At 59.0% G+C, this 22,345-nt stretch carries 23 protein-coding genes; 4 read left to right on the top strand and 19 right to left on the bottom strand.

Features of this window, described 5'->3' with window-relative positions; all coding sequences use genetic code 11:
* Nucleotides 1–102: 102 nt before the first annotated feature.
* The gene (locus tag CLU88_RS04030) at nucleotides 103–2,628 is read left to right on the top strand and encodes a heavy metal translocating P-type ATPase (protein WP_369827592.1); all 2,526 of its coding nucleotides are present in this window, start codon (nucleotides 103–105) and stop codon (nucleotides 2,626–2,628) included.
* A gap of 472 nt (nucleotides 2,629–3,100) precedes the next feature.
* On the opposite strand, the gene CLU88_RS04035 is transcribed toward CLU88_RS04030, so the two are convergent.
* From CLU88_RS04035 to CLU88_RS04075, 8 genes are all read right to left on the bottom strand, one after another.
* Nucleotides 3,101–6,055: a Tn3 family transposase gene (locus CLU88_RS04035; protein ID WP_099655493.1), complete on the bottom strand. Its 2,955-nt coding sequence runs from the start codon at nucleotides 6,053–6,055 to the stop codon at nucleotides 3,101–3,103.
* A 485-nt stretch (nucleotides 6,056–6,540) separates the two neighbouring features.
* Nucleotides 6,541–7,283, bottom strand: a protein-coding gene (locus tag CLU88_RS04045) for an IS5 family transposase (RefSeq protein ID WP_233205570.1) whose coding sequence is annotated in 2 segments (ribosomal slippage) — nucleotides 6,541–6,971 and nucleotides 6,971–7,283 — 744 coding nt in all. Because the reading frame shifts where the segments join, the coding sequence is not laid out codon by codon here.
* Between the two features lie 253 nt (nucleotides 7,284–7,536).
* A complete protein-coding gene (locus tag CLU88_RS04050; RefSeq protein ID WP_099658634.1) occupies nucleotides 7,537–8,100 on the bottom strand; it encodes a VOC family protein in 564 nt (187 codons plus the stop codon).
* Between the two features lie 19 nt (nucleotides 8,101–8,119).
* A complete protein-coding gene (locus CLU88_RS04055) occupies nucleotides 8,120–9,109 on the bottom strand; it encodes a zinc-dependent alcohol dehydrogenase family protein (RefSeq protein ID WP_233205365.1) in 990 nt (329 codons plus the stop codon).
* 32 nt (nucleotides 9,110–9,141) lie between these two features.
* Nucleotides 9,142–9,720, bottom strand: coding sequence for an amino acid synthesis family protein (locus tag CLU88_RS04060; protein WP_099655494.1), 579 nt, complete (start codon nucleotides 9,718–9,720; stop codon nucleotides 9,142–9,144).
* A gap of 30 nt (nucleotides 9,721–9,750) precedes the next feature.
* On the bottom strand, nucleotides 9,751–10,722 hold the full coding sequence (locus CLU88_RS04065) for a tripartite tricarboxylate transporter substrate binding protein (RefSeq protein ID WP_099658636.1): 972 nt from the start codon (nucleotides 10,720–10,722) through the stop codon (nucleotides 9,751–9,753).
* Between the two features lie 96 nt (nucleotides 10,723–10,818).
* A complete protein-coding gene (locus CLU88_RS04070) occupies nucleotides 10,819–11,679 on the bottom strand; it encodes a fumarylacetoacetate hydrolase family protein (protein WP_099655495.1) in 861 nt (286 codons plus the stop codon).
* A gap of 349 nt (nucleotides 11,680–12,028) precedes the next feature.
* Nucleotides 12,029–12,748, bottom strand: a complete 720-nt coding sequence (locus CLU88_RS04075) for a GntR family transcriptional regulator (RefSeq protein WP_099655496.1) — start codon at nucleotides 12,746–12,748, stop codon at nucleotides 12,029–12,031.
* A 28-nt stretch (nucleotides 12,749–12,776) separates the two neighbouring features.
* Between CLU88_RS04075 and CLU88_RS04080 the strand changes: the two genes are divergently transcribed.
* The gene (locus CLU88_RS04080; protein ID WP_099655497.1) at nucleotides 12,777–13,373 is read left to right on the top strand and encodes an NADPH-dependent FMN reductase; all 597 of its coding nucleotides are present in this window, start codon (nucleotides 12,777–12,779) and stop codon (nucleotides 13,371–13,373) included.
* A 277-nt stretch (nucleotides 13,374–13,650) separates the two neighbouring features.
* On the opposite strand, the gene CLU88_RS04085 is transcribed toward CLU88_RS04080, so the two are convergent.
* The 7 genes from CLU88_RS04085 to CLU88_RS04115 form a co-directional block, all read right to left on the bottom strand.
* Nucleotides 13,651–14,508 carry an alpha/beta fold hydrolase gene (locus tag CLU88_RS04085; RefSeq protein ID WP_099655498.1) on the bottom strand — a complete coding sequence of 286 codons (858 nt, stop codon included), beginning with the start codon at nucleotides 14,506–14,508 and terminating at the stop codon, nucleotides 13,651–13,653.
* 92 nt (nucleotides 14,509–14,600) lie between these two features.
* Nucleotides 14,601–15,677, bottom strand: a complete 1,077-nt coding sequence (locus tag CLU88_RS04090) for an alkene reductase (protein ID WP_099655499.1) — start codon at nucleotides 15,675–15,677, stop codon at nucleotides 14,601–14,603.
* Between the two features lie 63 nt (nucleotides 15,678–15,740).
* A complete protein-coding gene (locus tag CLU88_RS04095; RefSeq protein ID WP_099655500.1) occupies nucleotides 15,741–16,541 on the bottom strand; it encodes an SDR family oxidoreductase in 801 nt (266 codons plus the stop codon).
* 52 nt (nucleotides 16,542–16,593) lie between these two features.
* On the bottom strand, nucleotides 16,594–17,577 hold the full coding sequence (locus CLU88_RS04100; RefSeq protein WP_233205367.1) for an alpha/beta fold hydrolase: 984 nt from the start codon (nucleotides 17,575–17,577) through the stop codon (nucleotides 16,594–16,596).
* 20 nt (nucleotides 17,578–17,597) lie between these two features.
* Complete coding sequence (locus CLU88_RS04105) at nucleotides 17,598–18,302, bottom strand: SDR family oxidoreductase (RefSeq protein ID WP_099655501.1); 705 nt, start codon at nucleotides 18,300–18,302, stop codon at nucleotides 17,598–17,600.
* An 86-nt stretch (nucleotides 18,303–18,388) separates the two neighbouring features.
* Nucleotides 18,389–19,390 carry an NADP-dependent oxidoreductase gene (locus tag CLU88_RS04110; RefSeq protein ID WP_099655502.1) on the bottom strand — a complete coding sequence of 334 codons (1,002 nt, stop codon included), beginning with the start codon at nucleotides 19,388–19,390 and terminating at the stop codon, nucleotides 18,389–18,391.
* 97 nt (nucleotides 19,391–19,487) lie between these two features.
* The gene (locus CLU88_RS04115; protein WP_099655503.1) at nucleotides 19,488–20,105 is read right to left on the bottom strand and encodes a TetR/AcrR family transcriptional regulator; all 618 of its coding nucleotides are present in this window, start codon (nucleotides 20,103–20,105) and stop codon (nucleotides 19,488–19,490) included.
* A 92-nt stretch (nucleotides 20,106–20,197) separates the two neighbouring features.
* Between CLU88_RS04115 and CLU88_RS23485 the strand changes: the two genes are divergently transcribed.
* Together CLU88_RS23485 and CLU88_RS23490 are read left to right on the top strand one after the other, a co-directional pair.
* Nucleotides 20,198–20,359, top strand: coding sequence for a hypothetical protein (locus CLU88_RS23485; protein WP_199173417.1), 162 nt, complete (start codon nucleotides 20,198–20,200; stop codon nucleotides 20,357–20,359).
* A 36-nt stretch (nucleotides 20,360–20,395) separates the two neighbouring features.
* Entirely contained in the window at nucleotides 20,396–20,653 is a 258-nt protein-coding gene (locus CLU88_RS23490; RefSeq protein ID WP_199173418.1) for a hypothetical protein, read from the top strand.
* A 30-nt stretch (nucleotides 20,654–20,683) separates the two neighbouring features.
* On the opposite strand, the gene CLU88_RS04125 is transcribed toward CLU88_RS23490, so the two are convergent.
* The 4 genes from CLU88_RS04125 to CLU88_RS04140 are packed head-to-tail and all read right to left on the bottom strand — an operon-like array spanning nucleotide 20,684 to nucleotide 22,288.
* Nucleotides 20,684–21,028 carry a TIGR01244 family sulfur transferase gene (locus tag CLU88_RS04125; protein ID WP_099655504.1) on the bottom strand — a complete coding sequence of 115 codons (345 nt, stop codon included), beginning with the start codon at nucleotides 21,026–21,028 and terminating at the stop codon, nucleotides 20,684–20,686.
* A 1-nt stretch (nucleotide 21,029) separates the two neighbouring features.
* Nucleotides 21,030–21,470, bottom strand: a complete 441-nt coding sequence (locus tag CLU88_RS04130) for a YeeE/YedE family protein (protein WP_099655505.1) — start codon at nucleotides 21,468–21,470, stop codon at nucleotides 21,030–21,032.
* Between the two features lie 33 nt (nucleotides 21,471–21,503).
* On the bottom strand, nucleotides 21,504–21,935 hold the full coding sequence (locus CLU88_RS04135; protein ID WP_099655506.1) for a YeeE/YedE family protein: 432 nt from the start codon (nucleotides 21,933–21,935) through the stop codon (nucleotides 21,504–21,506).
* Nucleotides 21,936–21,937: 2 nt separating this feature from the next.
* Nucleotides 21,938–22,288, bottom strand: coding sequence for a helix-turn-helix transcriptional regulator (locus tag CLU88_RS04140; protein ID WP_099658638.1), 351 nt, complete (start codon nucleotides 22,286–22,288; stop codon nucleotides 21,938–21,940).
* Between the last annotated feature and the right edge of the window lie 57 nt (nucleotides 22,289–22,345).

The following is a 22,345-nucleotide window of genomic DNA, read 5'->3' on the forward strand; positions in this document are numbered from 1 at the left end:
ACTGGGTACGGACCGTTCAGAAATCCGATTTACCCAGCACAAAGCAGTCATATTCTTTTTGCTGCTTGACTTTAAAGCCACTTCAAGGTTTCCAATTGGGCTATGAAATCAGAAACAAGCACACCTCCCACCACTGTTGACACCTGCTGCACCTCGGGCTGTTCCAGTACCGCAGCAGTGGTCCCTGCAGCCACAAGCAGCCCGGGCCAGGGCAAGCTGTTCCGAATCGCCACCATGGACTGCAGTGCCGAAGAGTCGGAGATCCGGCGGGCTCTTGAACCGCTTGAGGGAATCCGCTCGTTGGGTTTCCAGCTCGGCGCGCGCACGCTGAGGATCGATGCGGAGGATCGCGCCTTGCCCCTTGCGCTCGATGCCATCCGCAAGGCGGGTTTCGATCCACAGCCCGTGGTCACTGCGGCAAACACCCAGGGTAGCCAAGGCCGGGTGTTTCGCATTGCGACCATGGACTGTAGCGCCGAGGAGGCGGAGATTCGTCGGGCGCTGGAGCCTCTGGATGGGATCCGCTCTCTGGGTTTTCAGCTCGGCGCGCGGACGCTGAAGATCGATGCCGACGAAGGCACCTACCCGTTGGCGCTAGACGCCATTCGCAAAGCGGGCTTCGATCCGCAGCCAGTTGCAGGCGCTGGCGAAACTGAGGGCGGACACGCGGCTGGATCCGCCGAAGGCGACGACCATGGGCATGGTTTTGCAGGCGGCATCTCCCGTTTGGTGGCCGCGCTGGTGTTCGCCACAGGGGCTGAGGTACTTTCGTTCTTCGCGCCCGACCAGATGGCCTGGAAAGTGGCCGGCATGGCGATTGCCGCTCTGGCTATCTGGCTGGCCGGCATCGACACCTACAAAAAAGGCATTGCGGCGCTGCTGCGCGGCAAGCTGAACATCAATGCGCTGATGTCGGTGGCCGTCACCGGCGCATTCCTCATTGGTCAGTGGCCAGAAGCCGCGATGGTGATGGCTTTGTACGCGATTGCGGAGCTCATCGAAGCCAAGGCAGTGGACCGGGCCCGAAACGCTATCAAGGGCTTGCTGGAACTGGCGCCCGAAGAGGCTTTGGTACTGGGCACCAACGGAGCGTGGACCGCTACACCGGTGGCTTCGGTGGCCATTGGAGCGACCGTGCGCATCAAGCCGGGCGAACGCGTGCCGCTGGACGGTAAGGTGACCAAGGGCAATGGCGCCATCAACCAGGCCCCCGTGACTGGCGAGAGCATCCCCGTGGACAAGGCACCTGGCGACCAGGTGTTCGCCGGCACGATCAACGAGACTGGTGAGCTGGAGTTCGAGGTCACAGCCTTGTCCAGCAACACCACCCTCGCCAGGATCATCCAAGCGGTTGAGCAGGCGCAAGGCACGCGTGCACCAACGCAGCGCTTTGTGGATCGGTTCGCATCCATCTACACCCCCGCAGTCTTCGCCATTGCCGTGGCGGTGGCGGTCCTCACTCCTTTCCTGATGGGACTTACCTGGCTGGAGGCGCTCTACAAGGCCCTGGTCCTGCTGGTGATCGCCTGCCCATGCGCTCTGGTCATTTCCACGCCGGTCACGGTGGTCAGCGGATTGGCCGCAGGAGCGCGCCGTGGGATCTTGATCAAGGGCGGAACCTACTTGGAAGATGCCCGGCTTCTGAAGGCGGTGGCGCTGGACAAGACCGGCACCATCACCGAAGGCAAACCCAAGCTGGTGAAGTGGAAGGTGTGGGGAGCCGGTGACGAGGCAGCAGTCCAGCAGATGGCTGCCAGCCTGGCGGCTCGTTCCGACCACCCGGTTTCCAAGGCGATTGTCCAGGGCTTGGATGTAAAGGGTCCAGAAGCAGAAAGTTTCAAGGCCTTGCCTGGGCGCGGCGTCGAAGGCATGGTCAATGGTGTGCGCTTGATGCTGGGCAATCACCGTCTGATCCATGAGCAAGGACTGTGCGGTCCTGAGCTGGAGGCGGAGCTGGCCACCCACGAAAAACAAGGCCGCACGGTCACCCTCCTGGCGGACGATTCGCGCGTCCTGGCACTGTTCGCGGTAGCGGACACTATCCGTGAGACATCGAAACAGGCCATCGTCGATCTCAAGGCACTGGGTGTGACCTCGGTGATGCTGACCGGCGACAACACGGCCACTGCAAAAGCCATCGCGGCGCAGGCCGGCATTGATGATGCCCGTGGCGATCTGCTGCCCGAAGCCAAACTCGACGCCATCAAGGAAATGCAAAAGCGCTATGGCGCTACCGGAATGACCGGCGATGGCATCAATGATGCGCCGGCGCTGGCGCAGGCCGACATCGGTTTTGCAATGGGTGCAGCGGGAACCGACACGGCCATGGAAGCGGCCGATGTGGTCATCATGAACGATGACCTGCAGCGCGTCGCCGAGACAGTGCGTCTATCCAAGCGCACCCACGCCATTCTCTGGCAGAACATCACCCTGGCGCTGGGCATCAAGAGCGTCTTCCTGGTGATGGCGGTCGTTGGCACGGCCACCATGTGGATGGCGGTCTTCGCGGACATGGGAGCGAGCTTGCTGGTGGTAGCCAACGGACTGCGTCTGCTTCGCGGTACACGGGTGGAGCCAGCCGCCAAGCCAAGCCGCTCAGAAACCAAGGAGCATGCGCATTCCCACTGAGCGTTGGTCAGCGCGCGCCAAGTCCACCGGTGGGCTTGCGGAGCGCTTACTTGAATGTCCCGCTTTCATTTCTTGGTTTTGGAGACCTCTTGCGCCACCAGGTCCGGGTAATCTCTTGCCCAATGTGGGCAAAGCCGAGTGTCAGCACATGACTGTGGCGCATTGCAAGTTGAGCGCCAACTCCAGCCGACCTAACTGCCCGCCACACTCGGCCCGTGACCTAAGGTCTATCACAGGCGACGAAGCGACCACCGGCACCGTGTAGCGCCTAGTTATCGATGGTGTGGCCTGTAGGAAAGAGATCGTTTCGGCGGTGCATTTCGAACGTCCGGCTCTAACTCTACTTTCCGGTTTTGCACGAAATAAATGAAAAAGCGAAATGGCCAGAAACGCTAAGTCATTGATTCGTATAGAACAGCTTTCCGATTTTGCAAAGAAAAAATTGAAATTGGAAATGCAATGTCGTTTGGGCTCAACTGGCTCGGGCCCGTTTTGGCGCTGCGTGCTCTCGAAGGAGCACGCTCGCATACCGGTCCACGCTAAAGCTCATCAGGCCCCGAAAATTGATGTGCCCGAAGTGCACAGGGCCGATGCGCCGCAGCACGTTTTCCTCGATGGGTTGACCACCGGACTTCAACCGATCCACAGTTTCCTGCAGCTTCATGGTGTTCCAGCCGATCACCATATTGGTCAGTAGTGCGTGAGCACCAGATATGGATCTGAGTTCGTCGCGGCGCCGGCCGCGCTCAGCAGCAACGCGACCATAGTAGATGGCGCGTTGTAGCAAGTGAACCGATTCGCCACGATTGAGAAGAGTGTGGATCTCCCGCCTGAAGGTATCGTTGGTGAAGTAGTCACACAGAAATACGGAGCGAAGCAGGCGTCCATACTGATCCAGGCAGCGGCGCACGTCATCTCCAGCAGCCGCGCTCCCGTGGCGAGCCAGTGCCCAGGCCACACTGACGCGTCCGGATTTGATCGAGGCAATGAGCCGCATTGTCTGATCCCAACCATCACGGATGGCTTTTTCGGTAATCGTGGGAATTGCAACTTTCTCCAGGGCGTCGGGCACCTTGATCGAGCGGGGCGTCCAGATTTTGCGGTCTGGTAGGCCCGCCAATTGCGGGCACAGATCGAATCTGAGCAGCTTGGCCACACTCATGCCGGAATAGGTATAGCCGTGTGTATCAACGGCAAGAAGATCGACTTTGATGCGGTCCTCACTGTTGGAGTTGTATGCGTCAATCCCATGCACAGCGGGAGCATCCTGGCGCGTCATCAACACGATAGGTTGATCGAAGATGACGGGGTAGCTGCCAAGAATGTGGGTGTAGATACCTGCGGCAGCGGTCTTTCTACGAGGATCGGTTCGGGCAATAGACAGGTGACGGGTAGCGTCCAGTGCCATCATGTCCGAAGAGGCTTTTGTCCCGTCGCTCCAGAGATTCACGATTGGGAAACGCTGCTGAAACGCGACTACGCTGTCGTTGGCCGCCCGCAGGCGACCAGGTGCTTCCAGCATGCGCATGGCGGCAGAAACGTGACTCACAGGAACGCCTGGAATCATGGAAGCGGCAGCTTTTGCGTCGATCTCGGTGCCGTGGGCTAGCAAGCCTGCATACAGGGCAACAAGCTCCTGGGCAGTCTCAGGCTGACGCCCCAGCAGCGTCGTGCTGATCTGGGTGCGACTGTCGATCTCCAAGATGATGTCTGGCAACTGCGTCGTGCCAATGGTTTCGCTCAAGAACTGGTTCGTGCGGCGCAGCTCTGGCTCTTCCTCCATGGCCCTGATGGCCGGGATCCTGACGGAACCGCCTTCATCGATTTCGAGCAACCCTTTCTCTAGTCCGGCCTCAACATCTGCAAGACCCGCCCGCAGCAATTCGTATTGAAGATCGAGAGCCCTTCTTGGGTCTAGCTCCAGGCCGTAGGCTTCGCAAAGAGCTTCCTTATTTCGATCCCATTCTTCCTGGGGGATTAAGAGACTCTCTTTGCTTTGATAGGTGGCACTGTGATTGACGTAGAGGCTTCCCCCGAGCAGCCCCTTACGAATGCGCAGCAACGCGCACCCCTCAAAAGCCTGAAGAGCTGCTACGCGGTCAGGTACTTCCAGCAAGGGCCGCCATTTCGAATCGACCAGTGATGTGTCAAATTCCGTTGGCAGCTCCTTGGCCCCAGCCGCTTTCAATTTCTGTAGAGCGGCAAGGAGCTTGCAGTCAGGATGCGCTGGATCCGCTTGCAGATCCAGGCACGTCATCCCGTTGAGTACAGTACGAACCCTCGTCGTTTGTTCCGTCAGGGTTTCCCTCACAACCTCAGCATGGCTGACAGGAGGGAGCCCCAAGACATCCTCAGCAAGAGCCATGATGGCTGCAAGGCGCTCCTCGGCGTTCATGTCAGTGTTGGCCGCTATGTCCCGCATCGATTCGATAGAGCAGCGGTACTCATGAGCCCGTTGCGCCTGTTTTGCTTGCACGCGTTTGGTTCCCGAACGAACGATGTCGCTGGTATGCCGGTTGTTGCGAAAAATAGCTTCGTCGCTGAGTTCGCCCAGCAGATGCTTGAGAAAACACACTATCTCTACAGAGCGGGTGTCTTCGATTCGGCGCGCGGTCTCCGAGGGCGGTCGGTTCACCACCGCTTGGGTGAAGGCGTGGATGCGTCCGATGGAAAGTCCTTCTAGCTTCCACAAATGGACGCCGAGCGCCTTCAGGGCGTCTATACGCGTGTTGACCTCCTTGAGGGCCTTTAAGCTGTGTTTGCCTGCTGATTGCTTGAGCCACTCAAGGACTGAAATCCCAGGCGCCATGCTCTCCTCGTGCATGACCTTTAGGATCGCGCGAAGGCGCACTGGGGTCACTGCGGCGCGAATGGTGGTCAGCGCCAATTCCTCGACCACCCGGAAGGCCGACCGAGCGAGGTCTTGAAGGTGGCGCTTGCCGGGCAGGACAATCTTGTTGTCGAAAAGCCATTGCTCGGCAGAGTTGAAGACCTCATCCACCGAAGCGGCATCGATGGCTTGCTGAGAAAGTGCTGCTCGCAAACGCTCTTCGGCGCTTGTGTCGTAGGCCGCTAAGCCAAGCTTCTCTCGAACCCAGGCCCGATGGTTGGCGAGAGTGCGATCTGCGTTCTGGTACAGCGCCTTGAGAGACCCTATCGCGGTGGTATTGGCGTGGATGCCAAGTTGCTCACACAACATGCGCAGCATTGCGGTTGGCATTCTGAGTTTGCTGTCTGGATTCCTACCAGTTAGGGCAAGGAAAGAAAGCTGGACAGCAAGCCCGAGATAGTAGCGCTTTGCATAGTTGCTATCCCGAATCTCCTTGACCAAACGGTCAGGCAGGCGGCAGTGCAACTGCACATCGTCAGCGTTCAGGCCCGATGGAAGTTTCTCGTAGCCGACGAATCTGTACCGGTAGCTCGACATCAGCGTCCTCCCCAATGCAGGAGACACTATAAAACGCTGCTAAGTTGTTGTCGCTAAGGAGTTTTTTGACGCAGGATTCCGATTTGGCTGCAAAACCGAGATCACCCCTGCCGGGATGGGCTGTTAGGCGCAGCGCTTGCCAATAGCCCGTGCTATTGGCAAGCGTTGCAACAACGCAGACCGCCCGGTAAGCCACTTCCCCGAAGGGTTGGAGTGAAATCGGACGATTGGACGCCCCGGCTGCTTGCATGGGCATGAGCCCATGCAGCGCATCCGAAGCATCCACTCATCCCGATAGAGTTCAGTCTCCCCGGAACTGGAGCGCTTCAAATTGTCGCGCTTGTCAAAAAGGCTAAGGTACTTGAACCCTACCAAAACGAAGTCTTTTGCCGAAACACAGTTAGCGTTGCATGAAAGGATGGCCTCGATGGTGTCTAGGGCGTGTCATCATTCAAAGCCAGATAAATCCCTAGGATTACAGCCTCTCAGGCCAGCCACACCATGGACGCAGCCAAGTGAATAGCCCCAAGGAACTTGCAGGCGGTCTTGTCGTAGCGAGTGGCAATGCCTCGGTATTGCTTCAGGCGTGCAAAGAAGTTCTCTATCAGATGCCGCGCCATATTTAGATCGTGGTCATATTCGCGCTGCTGCTTGTTCGTGCCCCGCGAAGGAATCACCACGGTCTTGCCTTTGTCCAGTAGCGGTCCGATCAGCCGGGCATGGGCGTCATAGGCCTTGTCTGCAATAACCGCCTGCGCGGGCGTGCCCTTGAGAATCACATCTGCACCCCAGAGGTCATGGGCTTGTCCATGTGTCAGGACAAAGCCTATCGGATTGCCCAGCGCGTCAACCGTGGCGTGGATCTTTGTGCTCAGCCCGCCTTTGCTGCGTCCGAGGGCTTGCCTGTCTGGATCCCCTCTTTTGCCCCAGCGTTTTGCTGGTGGGCACGCACGATGGTGGCATCGATCATCGCGTACTCGTTGTCCGCATCCTGCGCCAAGGCTTCAAACAGGCGTTGCCACAAGCCCGTTCGACTCCAACGCGAGTGACGGGTGTGCAAGACTCGAAAATCACCAAAGTGGGCTGGCAGGTCACGCCAGGGGATGCCTGCGCGGTAGCGGTACAGCACGGCATCAACGAACAGTCGGTTGTCTTTGGCTCTAGCGCCAGGCAGGCCCGCCTGACCGGGTAGAAGGTGCTTGATGAGTTCCCATTGGGCATCAAGCAGGGCCTATCTTTTACTCACGGCCTCTACATGGGCTTGAGGCCGAATCTTTCAACTATGTAGGGGCTTTGATTGATGACACGCCCTAGCTACAGAGGCCGCACTGAATGCAGCGTGAGGGCGTGAAGTCAATGCCGTGACTGCAATGCGAGGGCGGGATAGGCCTTCGATGATCGCACCATGAAATCGCGACAGTTGTTTACATCCATAGGCCAGCCGTAGCGCAGCACTACGCACAAGCCGTAGCGTTACATCTTCACCGTAGTGTCACAGCCTTCAAGGCTGCATTTCGTGCAGCAAATCTTTCGGCCCACTCAGATGCCAGCATGAAGCTGGGGTCCGAGCGCACCACGCGCTCTGTCTGGGCCCAGATGGCTTCGTCGTCCAGGTCCAGATCCAAAGGGTCACCATGGGGCTGGCTCACATACCAAGGAGTGTCCAGATAGACCTCCACGGTGTTGTCTTCCGGATCCATGCAGTAGATGGATATCGCATTGCCGTGATTCAACCCGCGCATCTTAGTGGCGCCCAGTGCCAACGCACGGCGACGCGCCTCGCGCAGGTGATCGATAGTCTGGACCTTAAAAGACAGTTGCATCACGGTGCTGGGGGCATCTGCCCCGCGCCCTCCTGCCAATGCAAGTTGGTGGTGCTGATCGCCACGCCCGCTCAGAAAAACGATTTGAAAACGGAAGGTCACCCCCTCCCCTCGATCGGTCTCCTGCATATCGAACACGCCAGTATAGAAATCCTTCATCACATCCAGGTTGCGACAAAAGATGCCGCAGTGAGCGAGGTTGGCGATGTAGGGTGCGTTCACGATGTCCGACTCCATGAATTCAAGGGATGAGAACCAGCTTGCCCAGCGTGCTTCCGCTGTCCAACAACTCATGGGCATGACGGGCCTGTGCCAATGGCATACGCATGGCGCGCGGCGCACGCACCTGGCCACTGGCCATGAGCGCGATCGCCTGCTCCATCAGCCCGCGTCGTAGAGCCGCATCGGCGTCCACTGCGTGGATAGAGAACGTGCGTATAGCGAGACTCTTGGCAAGCAGCTTGCGCAGCTCGTCGAATACGTCGTTCGACGGTGGGCCTGCAAGGATGTTGTACGACACCGCCATGCCTGAGGGTGCGAGCGATCGCAGGCAAGCGATGAAAAGCGCTGCGCCTACATGGTCAAATGCCAGATCGACGCCACCCCCCTCTGTGAGATCCATGACCCGTTGTGGCAGGGCCTGTACGTCGCCATCGACTAGGTCTGTGACTCCGTTTTCCAGAGCGAACTGGCGTTTTTCGGGGGTTGATGCCGTGCCAATCACCCGCAGGCCGCGCGAGCGAGCCACCTGGGCCAGCGCAGTGGCGACCCCACCTGCTGCGCCGGGGACCAGGATGGCCCGCGCAGGCAGATTGCCGTTGCTGGCCAAAAGCGCCAGCGCAAGCTGGAAATTACCCAAACTGACAGCGTCCTCGAACGCAATGCTCTGCGGCAATATGAATGGCACAGCCTCGGGCACGCAGATGGCCTGCACATAGCAGCCACCCCGCTGAGGCAATTCGCGTGCACTGACCAGCACACGATCACCCACAGACAGGCGTGTCACGCCTGGGCCTACTGCGTCTACCACCCCAGCTAGCTCGTTGCCGGGCACGGCAGGCAGTGGAGGCATCCATTTGTAGGTGCCATTGCGGATCAGCACATCAGGACCGCCTGCACCGATGGCATGCGCGCGAACGCGCACTTGACCGGGGCCAGGTTGAGGCACGGGCAGGTCCACCAGCGACAGAACCTCCGGACCACCCGTGACTTGCAGTTGTATGGCCTTCATTCGGTTATCGGAAGACATCGCCATATCGCACCTCAGCGCTGACCATCATGCACAGAAACCTGCTCGCGCGTCAGGCCGCCAAGGCGCGAATGGATGCGCCCGCCATCAGCCATTACGAGCGCAAAGAGGATCTCATCGGGGCGCGGCGCGTCCTGGATACCCACCTCGGCACTGTTGAAATGGCTGCGTACATAGGCGGCATGGATATAGTGCAGCGGCACCATCAGTCGATAGCCCGTGGCGGCCACGGCCTTGGCTGCAGGTACGATGGCTTTGGGCTCGCCCAGCACTTGGCGCATCGCCCAGCCACCAGCCTCGTGCCATACCGCCCCATGCTCCAACTCTCCATTGACCCCAACGATGGCGGCCTTGCTGTAGGCCTGTACGTTCTCCTTGCCGAGGGTCGTCACCAGTTCCTCGGCCAGCATCGTTCCCAAGCTGCGCAGTTCTGCCATGAAGGGCAACAGGTCAGGCTCGTAACGGCCCGCATAGGGATTGCGAATCACAGCGCAGGCAGAGGCGACGCGCAGCGGAGTGTCTGCCTGCGGGCCCCCTTCGTGGTAAATCGTTTCAACAGTCAGACTGCGCTTGCGGATAGCGATCAAAGACATGCAAAAATTCCTTTGATAAGTTGAGATTGCTTACTGTTTTGGTATCTTGGCATCGGCAACTACCTGCTGCCACTTTTCGATCTCGTGGCCCACCATGGCTTTCATCTCTTCGGGTGTGCTGCCGCGTGCCTCGCCTCCCATATCTTCCAGGCGCTGTCGCACCGCAGGCGCCTGGAGCGCCCGAAGAACTTCGGCATTGAGGCGGTCGACGACCGTGCGGGGCGTTCCGGCTGGAGCGAGCAGACCAGCCCACGAGCGCACGTCATAGCCCGTCACGCCCTGCTCCGCAACGGTAGGAACGTTTGGCAGGCCTGGCCAGCGTTGAGGGCCGGTGGTTGCAATGGCGCGAAGCTTGCCCGCCTGAATGTTGGTCAGCACCGCAGTGGGTGGAGCAATGATGAAGGGCACGTCACCCGCCAGCAAGGCGGTGATGGCGGCCGCGTCGCCCCGATAGGGAACATGCAGCAGGCTGACCCGTGCCATCTTGGCCAGTAGCTCGCCCGCCAGATGGTGGGTGGAGCCCACTCCCGCCGTGCCATACCCGACAGATCCCGCTGCAGCCTGCGCATTTGCGATGACTTCGCGCAAGCTCTGGATCTTCGAATTGGCGTTAACAACCACTAAGAATGGAAAAAACGTGATGGTGGACACCATCTCAAAATCTGCCACCGACCTGTAGGGAAGCGTGTTGTACAAAGCTCCGGCCACTGCATGCCCTCCGGTTGCCAGCAGCAGCGTATAGCCATCAGGCTTTGCACGCGCAACCGTATTGGCTGCGATCGTTCCGCCTGCCCCAGACTGCGCCTCCACCACCACGGGCTGGCCCAAGGCCTTGCCCATTTCTATTCCCATGGAGCGGGCGATTGCATCGGCGTTGCCGCCGGGGGCGAAGCCCTGGTAAAGCTTGATGGCTCGCTCAGGGTAAGCCTGGGCCAAGGCAGGCCGAGCTTGCCATCCGAGGACGGCCATACCGCAGGCCGCTAGGGCATGTCTTCTGTGCATGGTGTTTGTCTCCGTGGGCGGCGGCCGCATGGGGCCTGGCTCTACCCTTGCATGGTCTGGATGGAAGATCGAATCGGTGAGTAGGGACAGCAGTGGTTAGCTCTGTGCAACCACTGGATTGCGCAGCACGCCGATCGCTTCGATCTCAACCTCCACGACGTCACCTGGCTTCATGAACTGCGGCGGCTTTTTGCTCCAGCCCACACCGGCTGGAGTGCCGGTGATGACCACGTCGCCGGGAACCAGCGTAAAGATAGTGGAGGCATAGGCGATCAGGCGAGGGATGGAGAAGATCATGTGCCCCGTGTGGCTGGACTGCACCACGACACCATTCAAACGTGTTTCCAGCTTGAGCTCCCGGCCTGGCGTGATCTCGTCTGCAGTCACCATCCAAGGGCCGAAGGCGCCGGTAGATTCAAAGTTTTTACCGGACGCGATCTGCTTGGCATGGAACTGCCACTCGCGCACGCTGGCATCGTTGTAGCAGCTGTAACCTGCTATGTGCGCCCACGCATCGGCCTCGCTGATATCGCGGCCTTCCTTGCCGATCACCACGGCCAGCTCGCCTTCCCAGTCCAGCGATTCCGAAACGCGTGGGCGGACGATGGGGCCTTGATGGGGGATCTGCGAACGCCACACACGCAAAAAGATAGGGGGTTGCTCGGACAGCTCGCGCTGCATGCCAGCTGCGAGGACTTCTTGGTGGTGATCCATGTAGTTGCGCACCGCACAGACGATCTTCTCGGGCCGGGGAATCACCGGCAGGAACGTCACTTCAGCCAGGTGCGCATCGACCTTAAGCCCTGCAACCAAAGCATCGCGGCGCGCAAAGTCCCTGCTGGCAATGAAATCGGTCAGCGTGACATAGCCGGTGCGAGCGGCCAGTTCCGCGACGCCGTCGCCGAGGACGACGCCCCAGGTTTCACGGCCAGCAATCGAGTAGGACATCAGTTTCATGGGTTTCCTTGGAGAGGGATGGAAAGAAGCGTTGATGAAAGCGGGAGGCTGGAATCTGCCAATCCACAGCATTGAAATTAATGCGTGAAGTTATTTTTATGCACAAAATATATTTCATGCATAGTGGTTTGTACCGAGCAGATTTAGGGAACTTGTGCTGTGGCCTACAGACCGTGCCAGTACGGCTAAACAAAGGAGCCGCCTAGAAACAAAAAAGCCCGCAGGCGCGAGGCTGGCGGGCTATGCACTGCGCGAGGCGCGCGCGTTAATGAATGAGACGATAGGTGAGCCTCAGCGAGGGAGAATCACCATGCCTTGAAAAAAATGGGTTGCACGAGCGTGGCAACACTCAGCTTCCTTGCTCAACCTCTACTTTGCTCAACACGGCCAGCACATTGCGCTCCGTGCTCAAGATGTGCTCTTCCAACAAAGTACAGGCGGTGTCAGCATCGCGCCGTAAAGTGGCATCCATGAGTTTGCGGTGCTCGCTGGATTTGTGCTTAAAGGTCTTGCGAAAGCGTGCAGAAAACCGCCGATAGCGTTCCGCCTGATCAAAGAGGCTGGCACTCCATGTGCGCAGGCGATCTGATGGACTGGCGGAGATCAACGCCATATGAAAAGCCGTGTGCACATCTGTCCACTCCTGGTCCAGCACGACAGGTCCTCCGCTGAGTCGCCCTTCCACCTTTTCTAAGCGGTGAAAAGCGCCCACAACATGTGCCTCCCATGCATCGTCACCATGAACGATGGATTCGCGCAGCGCCTGCAAGTCGAGCATGACACGCATGCGCGTGATGTCAGCCAAGTCCTCCGCTGAAATCACCGTCACACGAAAGCCTCGGCGCTCGTCAGCCCGTATCAGCCCCTCTTGTGCAAGGCGGCTCAGTGCCTCCCGCAAAGGGCTGCTAGAAAAGCCGTAAGCAGTTTGTAGCTCATCGAGCTTGAGCTTGGCACCTGGGCCGTAGGTGCCATTCAGCACATCCCTGCGCAGCTGTGCGAAGGCCTGATCCACCAAGGGCGGGGTGCGGGGGGATGCATCAATTTTGTACATGTTTTTAATTTTATGCATAAACTACAGACATTGAAAGAAGGAGTCAATGTCAGTGAACGCCCATCAAACGACACGTCCAATTCGCCTCTTGGCAATCTCAGGCAGCATCCGCCGCGCATCGCATTGCACGGCGGTCTTGCACAGCCTAAAACCACTGCTCCCGCCCGAAGTCACGCTGGAGTTATTCCCTCTCGACGAGGTCCCTATGTACAACGCTGATCTGGATGGGGAGCAACCACCTCCAGCGGTAGCGCGACTCAAAAGTGCAATTGGGGGTGCAGATGGTTTGGTTCTATGCTCGCCTGAGTACAACTACGGCATGCCCGGGGTACTGAAGAACGCAATTGACTGGGCTTCGCGCCCGGGATTCGCATCTCCTCTCAAAGGCAAGCCAGCGCTCATCATGACTGCGTCACCAGGTACGGCGGGCGGTGTACGCGCGCAGGCTCAGATTCGTGATGCTTTGACGGCCACGCTGGCGCGCCCCTTGGTGCGCCAGCATATTGCCATCGCCGGAGTGGCTACGCGTATGCAGGACGGCCAGCTCATAGACAAGCCTACCTTGGACATCATTCAGACTGCGTTGCAAGAGCTGGTTGAGGAGATCCGTTGGATCGCTGCACGCTTGCACAAAGTTGAGTAGTTGAATCGCAAATAAGGGGTGTGGCGACAACCGGCGTCAAGGCAAAAAGTTAAGGGGAGCGATGTGGTGTTTGCCTAGCCCCGCGTCGGCAAAGGAATCCGTCCCTGGCGGTGCGCATGGGCTTTAGTCACCGTGGATAGACACACCGCTCTTTGAACCTGGCGCGTCCAGGTATCGGTCAGCAGACTTGAACAAGGTTGGTTAGTCTGGCACTCGCCAACAGCCAGAGCAATTTCATAGTTAAAGATGCTTTACTGCAGAGTTATCCACCAATAGCTCATGACCCAAGGAATGCTAGAGTTTTGCGCACAAAGTATTCATGGTGCTGAATTGGGCTCCCATGCCCGACATCTCGGCAGCTTATGAGTTGCGCATGGGGAATACGGCGGGCCATTTCGTAACTCAGTGCAATCGGCACCAAGATGTCGTTCTCGCATTTGACAATCAGCACGGGCATCCTCAGTCTGGAGAGGTCTTGCGATGCTTGCTGGCCCCAGGCCTTCATCGCTTTAATTTGGCGAAAAATTGCACGAGGCCTTGGCTCTTTGTCGAGACCAGCTTTTCGCTCTTTTAGTCTTCTGAGGAAGACGCTTGCGGCTTGGCGGCCATTGGCAGGCGAGAAGAGTTGAGGCGTTGGATCGCGCAAGGCCAGGAACCCCTTCAATATCAAGGGCCAAGAGATGGCGCCCACGCGATCACTCCCCTGGCCACCAGCAGGTGCAGTATCAGAGAGCACAAGTTTGCGCACCAGGGTTGGAGCTTTCAGCGCAATGTCCTGCGCTACAAAACCACCAAGCGAAAATCCAAGCAGATCGACTCGATCGAAGCCCATAGCACGGATGAGCAAAATGGCGTCATCGGCCATTTTGTCTACGCTCACCCTGGCAATCCCGCCCGATGCACCGACTCCACGGTAGTCAAGTGCGACGACTCGATGGAACCGGGCTAGCCCCTGGACAATGGTGGAATTGAAGTCGTCCAGCACAGCCCCCCAGCGATTCAGCAAGATCAATGGAGTGCCGTTACGCGAACCAAAATCGCGATAGGCGAAGGTGGTTCCTCCCACATCAATCCATCGGGTCTCGGTCTGTGCATAGGATGCTTGCGAAGAGACATCTGGGCTCAAATTGCTCATGACGACTCCCAGAGGTTCACATCGTTCTCCTTCACATCAGCAAAGGCCCCAGAGCAACGGAGCCCGCGAGCCTGGTTGGGGATGCCTGATGCTCAAGCCGCGAGCGTCGGATAGTCCGTGTAACCCTTGGCGCCTGGCGTGTAGAACGTGTCTGGGCTCGGAGCATTCAACGGAGCATCCTGGAGCATGCGCTCGACCAGATCAGGGTTGGCAATGAATGGCCTGCCCATGGCGATCAGGTCCGCAAGGCCTTGGCTCAACGCCTGTTCTGCGCTGGCTTTGTTGAACCCACCAGCGAGAATGAAGGGGCCGTTAAACGCTGCCCGCAGATCGGCCTTCAGCTTCGCTGGCACGGGCGGGGCGCCCATGGCGGAATGGTCAAGGACGTGAACGTACATGAGACCGAGTGTGGAGAGTTGCTTCACCAGCGCCAAGTACTGCTCGTCCACACCATCGAATGCACCGGCGCTATTGACCACGCCGTGGGGCGACAAGCGGATTCCGACACGCTCAGCGCCAATCTCGTTCACAGCCGCGCTCGCAACTTCAAGCACCAGACGGTTGCGCCCTTCAGCCGTGCCACCGTAGCCATCGGTGCGATGGTTGATGTTGGCGTTCAGGAATTGTTCGAGGAAATAGCCATTGGCAGCGTGCAACTCAACGCCGTCAAAACCGGCTTGGATCGCCAGGCGCGCGGCGCGAGCGTACTCGCCAATGACCTTGCGGATGTCCTCTTCTGTCATGGCGCGAGGCGGCGTGTGCGGCTGGACACCTTGGGTATCAGTCCACATTTCGCCCGGGCAGGTTTCTGGCGAAGGTCCAAGCACCTCCGCACCAGCAGGCAGGTTGGCTTGGTGGGACACCCGGCCGGTATGCATCAACTGCACGACGATCTTGCCGCCCTTGGCATGCACCGCGTCGGTCACCAGCTTCCAGCCTTGTACCTGGGCATCATTGAACAGACCGGGTATGCGGACATAACCCAAGCCATTGGGCGATGGTGAGGTTCCTTCCGTGATGATGAGACCGGAACTCGCACGCTGGGCGTAGTAGGCGGCCATCAGGTCACTGGGCGTGTTGTCACTGCCAGCACGGCTGCGCGTCAATGGCGACATCACAACGCGATTTTTCAGCGGAATGGAACGAAGTTGGAAGGATTCGAAAAGCATAGGTTGTCTTGGGGGAGATGGAAAAGGGGGCGCACAGTAACGCTCAGTTCGAGCTGGCTGGAATCAAGCGATCTGGTAACGAGGCGCCGGCATCCCCGCTTGTGTGCTTGCGAACAGTTCGGAACGCGCGGCGTCGTACTTGTCCCAGAGACTGGCATCGGCGACCGATGGCCAAGTGATCGTTTCGCCCTGGTCCAGGCCCGCCAGCGCCGCACCCACCATGTTTTCGGTCGTCATCAAGGTGCTCTTGTTGAGGGCTGCCAGCGGGACGCCCGACAGATCCCAGAGCTCGGTGGCCGTGGATGCGGGCAACACCAGTTGAACTTTTACCCCGGTGTCGGCCAGTTCTTGTTGCAGGCCTCGGCTGTATTGCAATACAAAGGCCTTGGTACCGCTGTAGATGGCGCTGATGGCCATCGAGTGGATGGCAAGGACGGACGCGATGTTGATGATCAAGCCCTGCTTTCTTGCCACAAAGGCTGGCACGGCCGCTTGGGTCAGGCGCGTCAGAGCGGTGATGTTCAGGGCAATCTGGGCCTGCGCGTCGTTCGCAGATGTCTGGGCAGCAGGGGCCAGGCGTGCAATACCGGCGTTGTTCACCAGGACTTGTATGTCTCTACGGCTGGCCAGCAGTGTCTCGATGCGCGCCACATCCTGATCGAGGGTCAAATCTGCCACGACGGGTTCGGCCTTGACGCCGTGCGCATTTGACAGCTGCGCACACAGGGCTTCCAGGCGGTCTGCGCGTCGGGCGACCAGGATGAGGTTGTAGCCACGCGCCGCCAGGCGGTCTGCGTAGACGGCGCCGATGCCAGAAGAGGCACCCGTGATGAGGGCGGTTTTTGAGGATTGGGAATTTGTCATATAGCTCTCTGATGAAGTGAGGTGATTGGTTTGAGGGATGCGCTTGGCTGAATTACTGGGCAAGGAACGCCAGCGCGCTTGGAACAAAGTCGGTATGGAACTGGAAGATGCCGCCATGGCCCGCATCGGGATAAATGATTGCGGTGCTGTGCGGAAGCCGCCGAGCCAGGTCGTGTGTGTTGGTGGTCGGCACCATCCGGTCATGGTCTCCGTTGACCACCAGCACAGCTTGCTTGACCACAGACAGGTCAGCGGGCTGCTTTTGGCCCCACGCACTCAGGGCCTGCAATTGCGCGATGTAGGCCGCTACGCTGATTTCCGTGTCCCGGTTGTCAGTGCGTTCATTCAATCGCGTCAAAAAGGCTTTGCCTGCTTCGATGCCATTGGGAGTGCGGGTAAAGAAAAGGTATTGCTTCGGGTCTTGACCCGTCAGCAGGCCCCGAAGAATGTCGTAGTTGGCAACGCCAGCCACCGTGCTGATGCCTTCACCGCCGGCAGGGCCTGTGCCTGCAAGAATCATTTTGCGGATCAGTTGCGGCTGCTTCAGCACCATTTCCTGGGCGATCATGCCGCCCATCGAGAAGCCGAAGAGGTCCACCTGATCGAGCCCTTTGGCTTGTATGAAGGTGATGGCGTCGTCTGCCATTTGCTCAATGGAATTTGATGGTGAGCCCGCGGAGGCACCAACACCCCGGTTGTCAAAGGCGATCACATGGCGCTTCGCCGCAATGCCGTCCATGATCCGGGGATCCCAGTTGTCCAGCACGGCTGCGAGATGGACCAAAAACACCACCGGTGTTCCGCCGTTGTGCTGACCCAGCTCCCGGTATGCGAAGCTGATGCCGTTGGCGCTGATGGTTTGCGTGGGCACCGTCTTCCAGGTAACACCGGGCGTTAGGGCTGGTGCCTGAAGGGACTGGGGCGTTTGCAGGGGAACCTCCTCTGCTGCGGCAACTGCGCCTGAAAGGAGGGCTGACGCCATGGCGAGGCCAGCAAGCGCGGCCCTCCACATCGGGTGGATTGCATCCATTTTCATGATCGGATTCCTTGGCTCGCTCAATGGGACTGGGGCAGGTAGAACGGGCGCGGTGCCGTCAGGGCTTGGTGAACTTGCTGGGTCAGGGCGTCCGCCAGCACTTCGTCTGCACCTGCTTCCAAGCCGTCCAATGCACGCTGCACGATGTCCTCAGGGCTGGTCTTGGGTACGTCAAAACCACGCGTGAGGTCGGTGTCCACGTAGGCCATGTGCAAGCCCAATACCTGGGTGTGCTGGCTTGCCAGTTCGTGGCGCAGTGCGTTGGTCATGGACCAAGCAGCCGACTTGCTTGCCGAGTAGGCAGCTAGGCCCCCATCGTTGACCCACGATGCAACGGACAGCACGTTGAGCAAGGCTCCACCGCCGTTGGCCTTGAGCACCGGCGCAAAGGCCTTGCTCATGTTCAGCATGCCAAACACATTGGTCTCAAAGATGCGACGTGTCACGGCTTCACTGTCGTGCGCCAGAAAACCGCCGGGTTGGGCAACACCCGCGTTGTTGATCACCAGCGTGACGTCAGATGTTTTTTTGGCGGCAGCAGCGATGTCAGCGGGGTTGGTGACGTCGAGTTGCAATGCTGTGACACCTGCCTGTGTCACGGTCGCTGGATTGCGTGCGCCAGCGTAGACCTTGCGCGCACCACGGGCGAGCAACGCTTGTGCAAAGGCCAAACCGATTCCGCGGTTGGCACCGGTGACAAGAACAACTGAATTTTCGATCTTCATGGGGAAACTCCTGGGGTTGTATGGGTAGTTCATATGATGGTCGTCATACAAAAAAGCGAGCCGCTGCGATTGGCAGCAGCCACGGCTTAACGAACTTTGATCACGACCTTGCCTTTGGCCCGTCCACTTTCGACATAGGCCAAGGCATCGTTGGTGGCGGCAAACGCAAACACCTTGTCAACAACCGGACGAATGGCACCCGATTCGATGAGCGATGTGATTTGCTTGAGTTGACTCCCGTTGGCCTGCATGAAAAGGAATGAGAAGTCCACACCGAGACGTTTCGCCATTCTTCGGGCCCCCATGCTCAAAAGACTTATCACCTGCTTCACAAACCAGGGGGCTTTGATCTCTTCGGCAAACGCGGGATCAGCGGGGCCGGAAATAGTGATGAGTTTCCCGCCGGGCCTGAGCACATTCAAAGACTTGGCGAGTGTCTTGCCATCCTGACTGTTCAGGACGACGTCATAGCCGCTCAGGATCTTTTCGAAATCCTCTTTCTTGTAGTCGATGACGACATCAGCACCGAGGTCTTGCACCCAAGCCACGTTGCTTGTGCTGGTGGTGGTGGCCACAGTAGCGCCCAGTTGTTTGGCCAATTGGATGGCAAAAGTGCCCACACCACCCGATCCCGCTTGGATAAAGACCTTCTGGCCCTTCTTGAGCTTGGCCTTTTCGACGAGCGCCTGCCAGACCGTCAATCCCACAAGGGGTACGGAGGCGGCTTCTTCCATGGTGAGATTCTTGGGCTTGAGCGCGAGGGAACTTTCCTTGACCGCGACAAACTCTGCGAAGGTACCGATGCGCAAGTCATCAGGCCTGGAGTACACCTCGTCGCCCACTTTGAATTGCCGTACACGGGGACCAATCCGGGCCACCACGCCAGCCACATCGTGGCCCAGGACAAAAGGCGTGCGGTAAGGCAGGATGAGCTTGAATTCCCCGCCACGGATTTTGGAGTCGATCAGGTTGACGCCGGCGGCATGCACCTCAACCAAAACCTCGTCATCGCGCAACTCAGGGGTTGGCATGTCTGCCTGCTTCAATGCGCTCTTTTTTCCATAACGCTCGACGATGAATGCTTGCATGGTTTTTCCCGTTCTCAAAATGGGGAGTGGTATGAAATGGCGGCGTGTGCCGCTCGCAATTTCACATGATGATTATCATATATCATGGCAAAAAAAATCAGCCCTCGACTTGAGTTTTGCCAGAAGCCAAGCTTTTCAGCGTGGCGTTACACCACGCGTCTGACAAGGCAGCGTCATCGACAGCACGGGCCAGCACCAAGGTGCCAACCAAAGTAGCCATGGTCACCAGCGCACGTTCGTGGGCACTTGGCTGCCCCCAGTCCGGAAACTGGCGAGCGATCAAATCAACCATCTCTTTGATGCGGCGCGTGGCGGCAAGACGCACTTCGGGAGATTGGCGCGGCATTTCAGAGCACAAAGCTGAATTGGGGCAGCCCGTCTCAATGTTCACCAAATGCTCTTTGGAGAGATACACCTGTATCAGAGCCTGCAGTGCCTGATCATACGGAACCGCCCCAACAATGCTCGCGGCGAGAGCGTTGGCTTCAGCACCTGCTCGGTCTGCCGCTTCAGCCAGCATGGCTTCACGGGACTCAAAGTGAGCATAAAAGGCACCATGCGTCAGTCCCGCTTCTTTCATGATGTCGGCCACGCCCGTTCCGTCATAGCCACTGCGGCGAATGGCTTTGGCGGCAGCATTCACTATGCGCTCGCGGGAGGCTTCCTTGGCAGCTGCTCGCAAATTAACGGATGAATTTCGCATGACGACCATCATACATCATACAAAGACAATCCGCAAAATTGTTGATTTCTATATAAACCTAATCCACGGGTGGGCGGCGGCGCTCTGAAGTGGCGGCAGCCGATATGAAAAGCCTGCGCAAGACGAGGCCCGCATCGTTCACTTACGCCCTCACCCACTCCAAGACCAACCAGAGCGCGGCAGACCGGCCCGAGAACTACAAGCCCCTGGAAGGCCTGGCCGCTGAAGCCCTGCAGGCATGGCTGAAGGCATCGGGCATTCAATAAGGCGCCATCTTCAGGCAGGCCAAGAAAGGCGGTAGCGTGGGCGCACCGCTGTCCGCAGCGTCCGTGCGGGACATTGTTCGCCGACGCGCCACAGCCGCTGGTTTGCCTGATGTGTACTCAGCACATTCTTTGCGCTCGGGCTTTGTGACGGAAGCCACCACGCAAAACATTCCCCTCGCAGACACCATTGCCATGACGGGCCACCGGAGTGTGGCGAGCGTGCTGGGCTACTTCAGGGCGTCAGGCAGCAACCCCGCAGCGTCGCTGTTGGAGCGTCAGGATGATACCGCCTGAAAACACCCACAACGCACTCAAACCAAACCCTCAAAACGCGGCCTGCGCCAGGCTGAACAGCTGGGCGGACCGCGCCCCGGATCGGCAAAACGCCAGGACGGGACTGGGCATGGTGCGCAGCACCTCACCCATGGCCTGGGCTTGCTCGGCCGTGATGGCCCCGCCCACCACAGGCAGATAAACATATTGCAAGCCCGCTGCTTGTGCGGCCCCGGCCAGGTCTGCGCTGCGCGGCTGGGCGGGGCCGCCCTCTTCGTCCGGGCGATTGTTCACCACGGTTTTGTAGCCTTGCGATGCAACCTGCGCCATGTCTTGCGCCTGCAATTGGGGTGACACGGCAAAGTCTTGCGTCACAGCGATGAAGGAAGGCGCCATTTCAATGTCCCTTGGTGGAAGTGCGTTGGGCTTGGCGCTCCAACACCTCAAAAAGCCACATGCCTGCCAGCATGGCCGCGACAAAGGCCATGGCCTTGGGCTGGCCTGCGGCAGCCGAGACGATGGCTGGGCCCGGGCAAAAGCCCGCCAGCCCCCAGCCCACGCCAAACACCAGGCTGCCCAGCACCAGGCGCTTGTCTATATCCCGCGCGGTGGGCACATGCATGGCCCCTCCCAAAAAGCTGCGGGTGCGTTTTTTGGCCACGGCAAATGCAAAAGCACCTACGGCAATGGCCCCGCCCATGACAAAGGCCAACGAAGGGTCCCACAGCCCCGCCAGATCAAGAAAGCCCAGCACCTTGCCGGGGTCGGTCATGCCCGACAGGATCAAGCCCAGGCCAAAGAGCAGGCCCACCAAAAACTCAGACAGACGGTTTTTCATTTCAAGTCTTTCAAAACTTGGCGCTGCTGGACATCAGCCCAGCCAATGGCGCACCACATACACAGCCACAAACCCTGCGCCCATGAACGACACGGTCGCCACCAAAGAGCGCGGCGACAGGCGCGACAGGCCACACACCCCATGCCCACTGGTGCAGCCCGACCCGTAGCGGGTGCCCATGCCCACCAGCAAACCCGCAACCAGCACCATGGCCCAGCTGGCATCCACCCGCACAGCAACGGAGCCCGCCAGCGCAAACCACAAGGCTGGTGCGGCCACCATGCCCAGCACAAACGACAGCCGCCAGCCCACATCGCCCGCACGGGGCCGCAGCAGCCCACCCACAATGCCGCTGATGCCCAGAATGCGCCCGTTGACGAGCACGAACACGGCGGCGGCCACGCCCAGCATCAGCCCGCCAGCCAGCGACATCCAGGGCGTGAAATGGCTCCAATCGATGGTCATGTTCAATCCTCCTCGTTGGTTGCGGCCGCTGCAGCGGGGGCGCAAAACTGTTCAAACAGCACCCCCATCACCGCCAGCGCCTGGGGGCTGGCAATGGCGTAGTAAATGTTCTTTCCCTCGCGCCGGGTGCTGACAAGGCCCTCTTCCCGCAGCACCCCCAGTTGCTGAGACAGCGTGGGCTGGCCAATGCCCACCAATGCCTCGAGCTCGCCCACGCGCTTTTCGCCTTCGGTCAATTGGCACAGCAGCAGCAGGCGGTCGGGGTTAGAGAGAGCTTTCATCAGGCGGCAAGCGGCATCTGCCGAGCTACGCAGGGTCTCCAGGTCCATGGTGGCGTGGGTTTCAGCGGTCATGGGCATCGGCTCCGGTTTTTAATTTCATTGACGATAGTCTATTGACAAACAATATAT

This window comes from Acidovorax sp. 56 (genome assembly GCF_002749705.1).
Taxonomy (GTDB): domain Bacteria; phylum Pseudomonadota; class Gammaproteobacteria; order Burkholderiales; family Burkholderiaceae_C; genus Acidovorax.

What these genes read in the sequence shown, in the direction of transcription:
- CLU88_RS04060 (WP_099655494.1), bottom strand. Translation starts at nt 9,720, where the DNA reads ATGTCTTTGATCGCTATCCGCAAGCGCAGTCTGACTGTTGAAACGATT.
- CLU88_RS04130 (WP_099655505.1), bottom strand. Translation starts at nt 21,470, where the DNA reads ATGAAAAACCGTCTGTCTGAGTTTTTGGTGGGCCTGCTCTTTGGCCTG.
- CLU88_RS04035 (WP_099655493.1), bottom strand. Translation starts at nt 6,055, where the DNA reads ATGTCGAGCTACCGGTACAGATTCGTCGGCTACGAGAAACTTCCATCG.
- CLU88_RS04070 (WP_099655495.1), bottom strand. Translation starts at nt 11,679, where the DNA reads ATGAAACTGATGTCCTACTCGATTGCTGGCCGTGAAACCTGGGGCGTC.
- CLU88_RS04075 (WP_099655496.1), bottom strand. Translation starts at nt 12,748, where the DNA reads ATGCATAAAATTAAAAACATGTACAAAATTGATGCATCCCCCCGCACC.
- CLU88_RS04105 (WP_099655501.1), bottom strand. Translation starts at nt 18,302, where the DNA reads ATGAAGATCGAAAATTCAGTTGTTCTTGTCACCGGTGCCAACCGCGGA.
- CLU88_RS04115 (WP_099655503.1), bottom strand. Translation starts at nt 20,105, where the DNA reads ATGATGGTCGTCATGCGAAATTCATCCGTTAATTTGCGAGCAGCTGCC.
- CLU88_RS04065 (WP_099658636.1), bottom strand. Translation starts at nt 10,722, where the DNA reads ATGCACAGAAGACATGCCCTAGCGGCCTGCGGTATGGCCGTCCTCGGA.
- CLU88_RS04100 (WP_233205367.1), bottom strand. Translation starts at nt 17,577, where the DNA reads ATGAAAATGGATGCAATCCACCCGATGTGGAGGGCCGCGCTTGCTGGC.
- CLU88_RS04055 (WP_233205365.1), bottom strand. Translation starts at nt 9,109, where the DNA reads ATGAAGGCCATACAACTGCAAGTCACGGGTGGTCCGGAGGTTCTGTCG.
- CLU88_RS04085 (WP_099655498.1), bottom strand. Translation starts at nt 14,508, where the DNA reads ATGAGCAATTTGAGCCCAGATGTCTCTTCGCAAGCATCCTATGCACAG.
- CLU88_RS04125 (WP_099655504.1), bottom strand. Translation starts at nt 21,028, where the DNA reads ATGGCGCCTTCCTTCATCGCTGTGACGCAAGACTTTGCCGTGTCACCC.
- CLU88_RS04030 (WP_369827592.1), top strand. Translation starts at nt 103, where the DNA reads ATGAAATCAGAAACAAGCACACCTCCCACCACTGTTGACACCTGCTGC.
- CLU88_RS04095 (WP_099655500.1), bottom strand. Translation starts at nt 16,541, where the DNA reads ATGACAAATTCCCAATCCTCAAAAACCGCCCTCATCACGGGTGCCTCT.
- CLU88_RS04110 (WP_099655502.1), bottom strand. Translation starts at nt 19,390, where the DNA reads ATGCAAGCATTCATCGTCGAGCGTTATGGAAAAAAGAGCGCATTGAAG.
- CLU88_RS04090 (WP_099655499.1), bottom strand. Translation starts at nt 15,677, where the DNA reads ATGCTTTTCGAATCCTTCCAACTTCGTTCCATTCCGCTGAAAAATCGC.
- CLU88_RS04135 (WP_099655506.1), bottom strand. Translation starts at nt 21,935, where the DNA reads ATGACCATCGATTGGAGCCATTTCACGCCCTGGATGTCGCTGGCTGGC.
- CLU88_RS04080 (WP_099655497.1), top strand. Translation starts at nt 12,777, where the DNA reads ATGTCAGTGAACGCCCATCAAACGACACGTCCAATTCGCCTCTTGGCA.
- CLU88_RS04140 (WP_099658638.1), bottom strand. Translation starts at nt 22,288, where the DNA reads ATGACCGCTGAAACCCACGCCACCATGGACCTGGAGACCCTGCGTAGC.
- CLU88_RS23485 (WP_199173417.1), top strand. Translation starts at nt 20,198, where the DNA reads ATGAAAAGCCTGCGCAAGACGAGGCCCGCATCGTTCACTTACGCCCTC.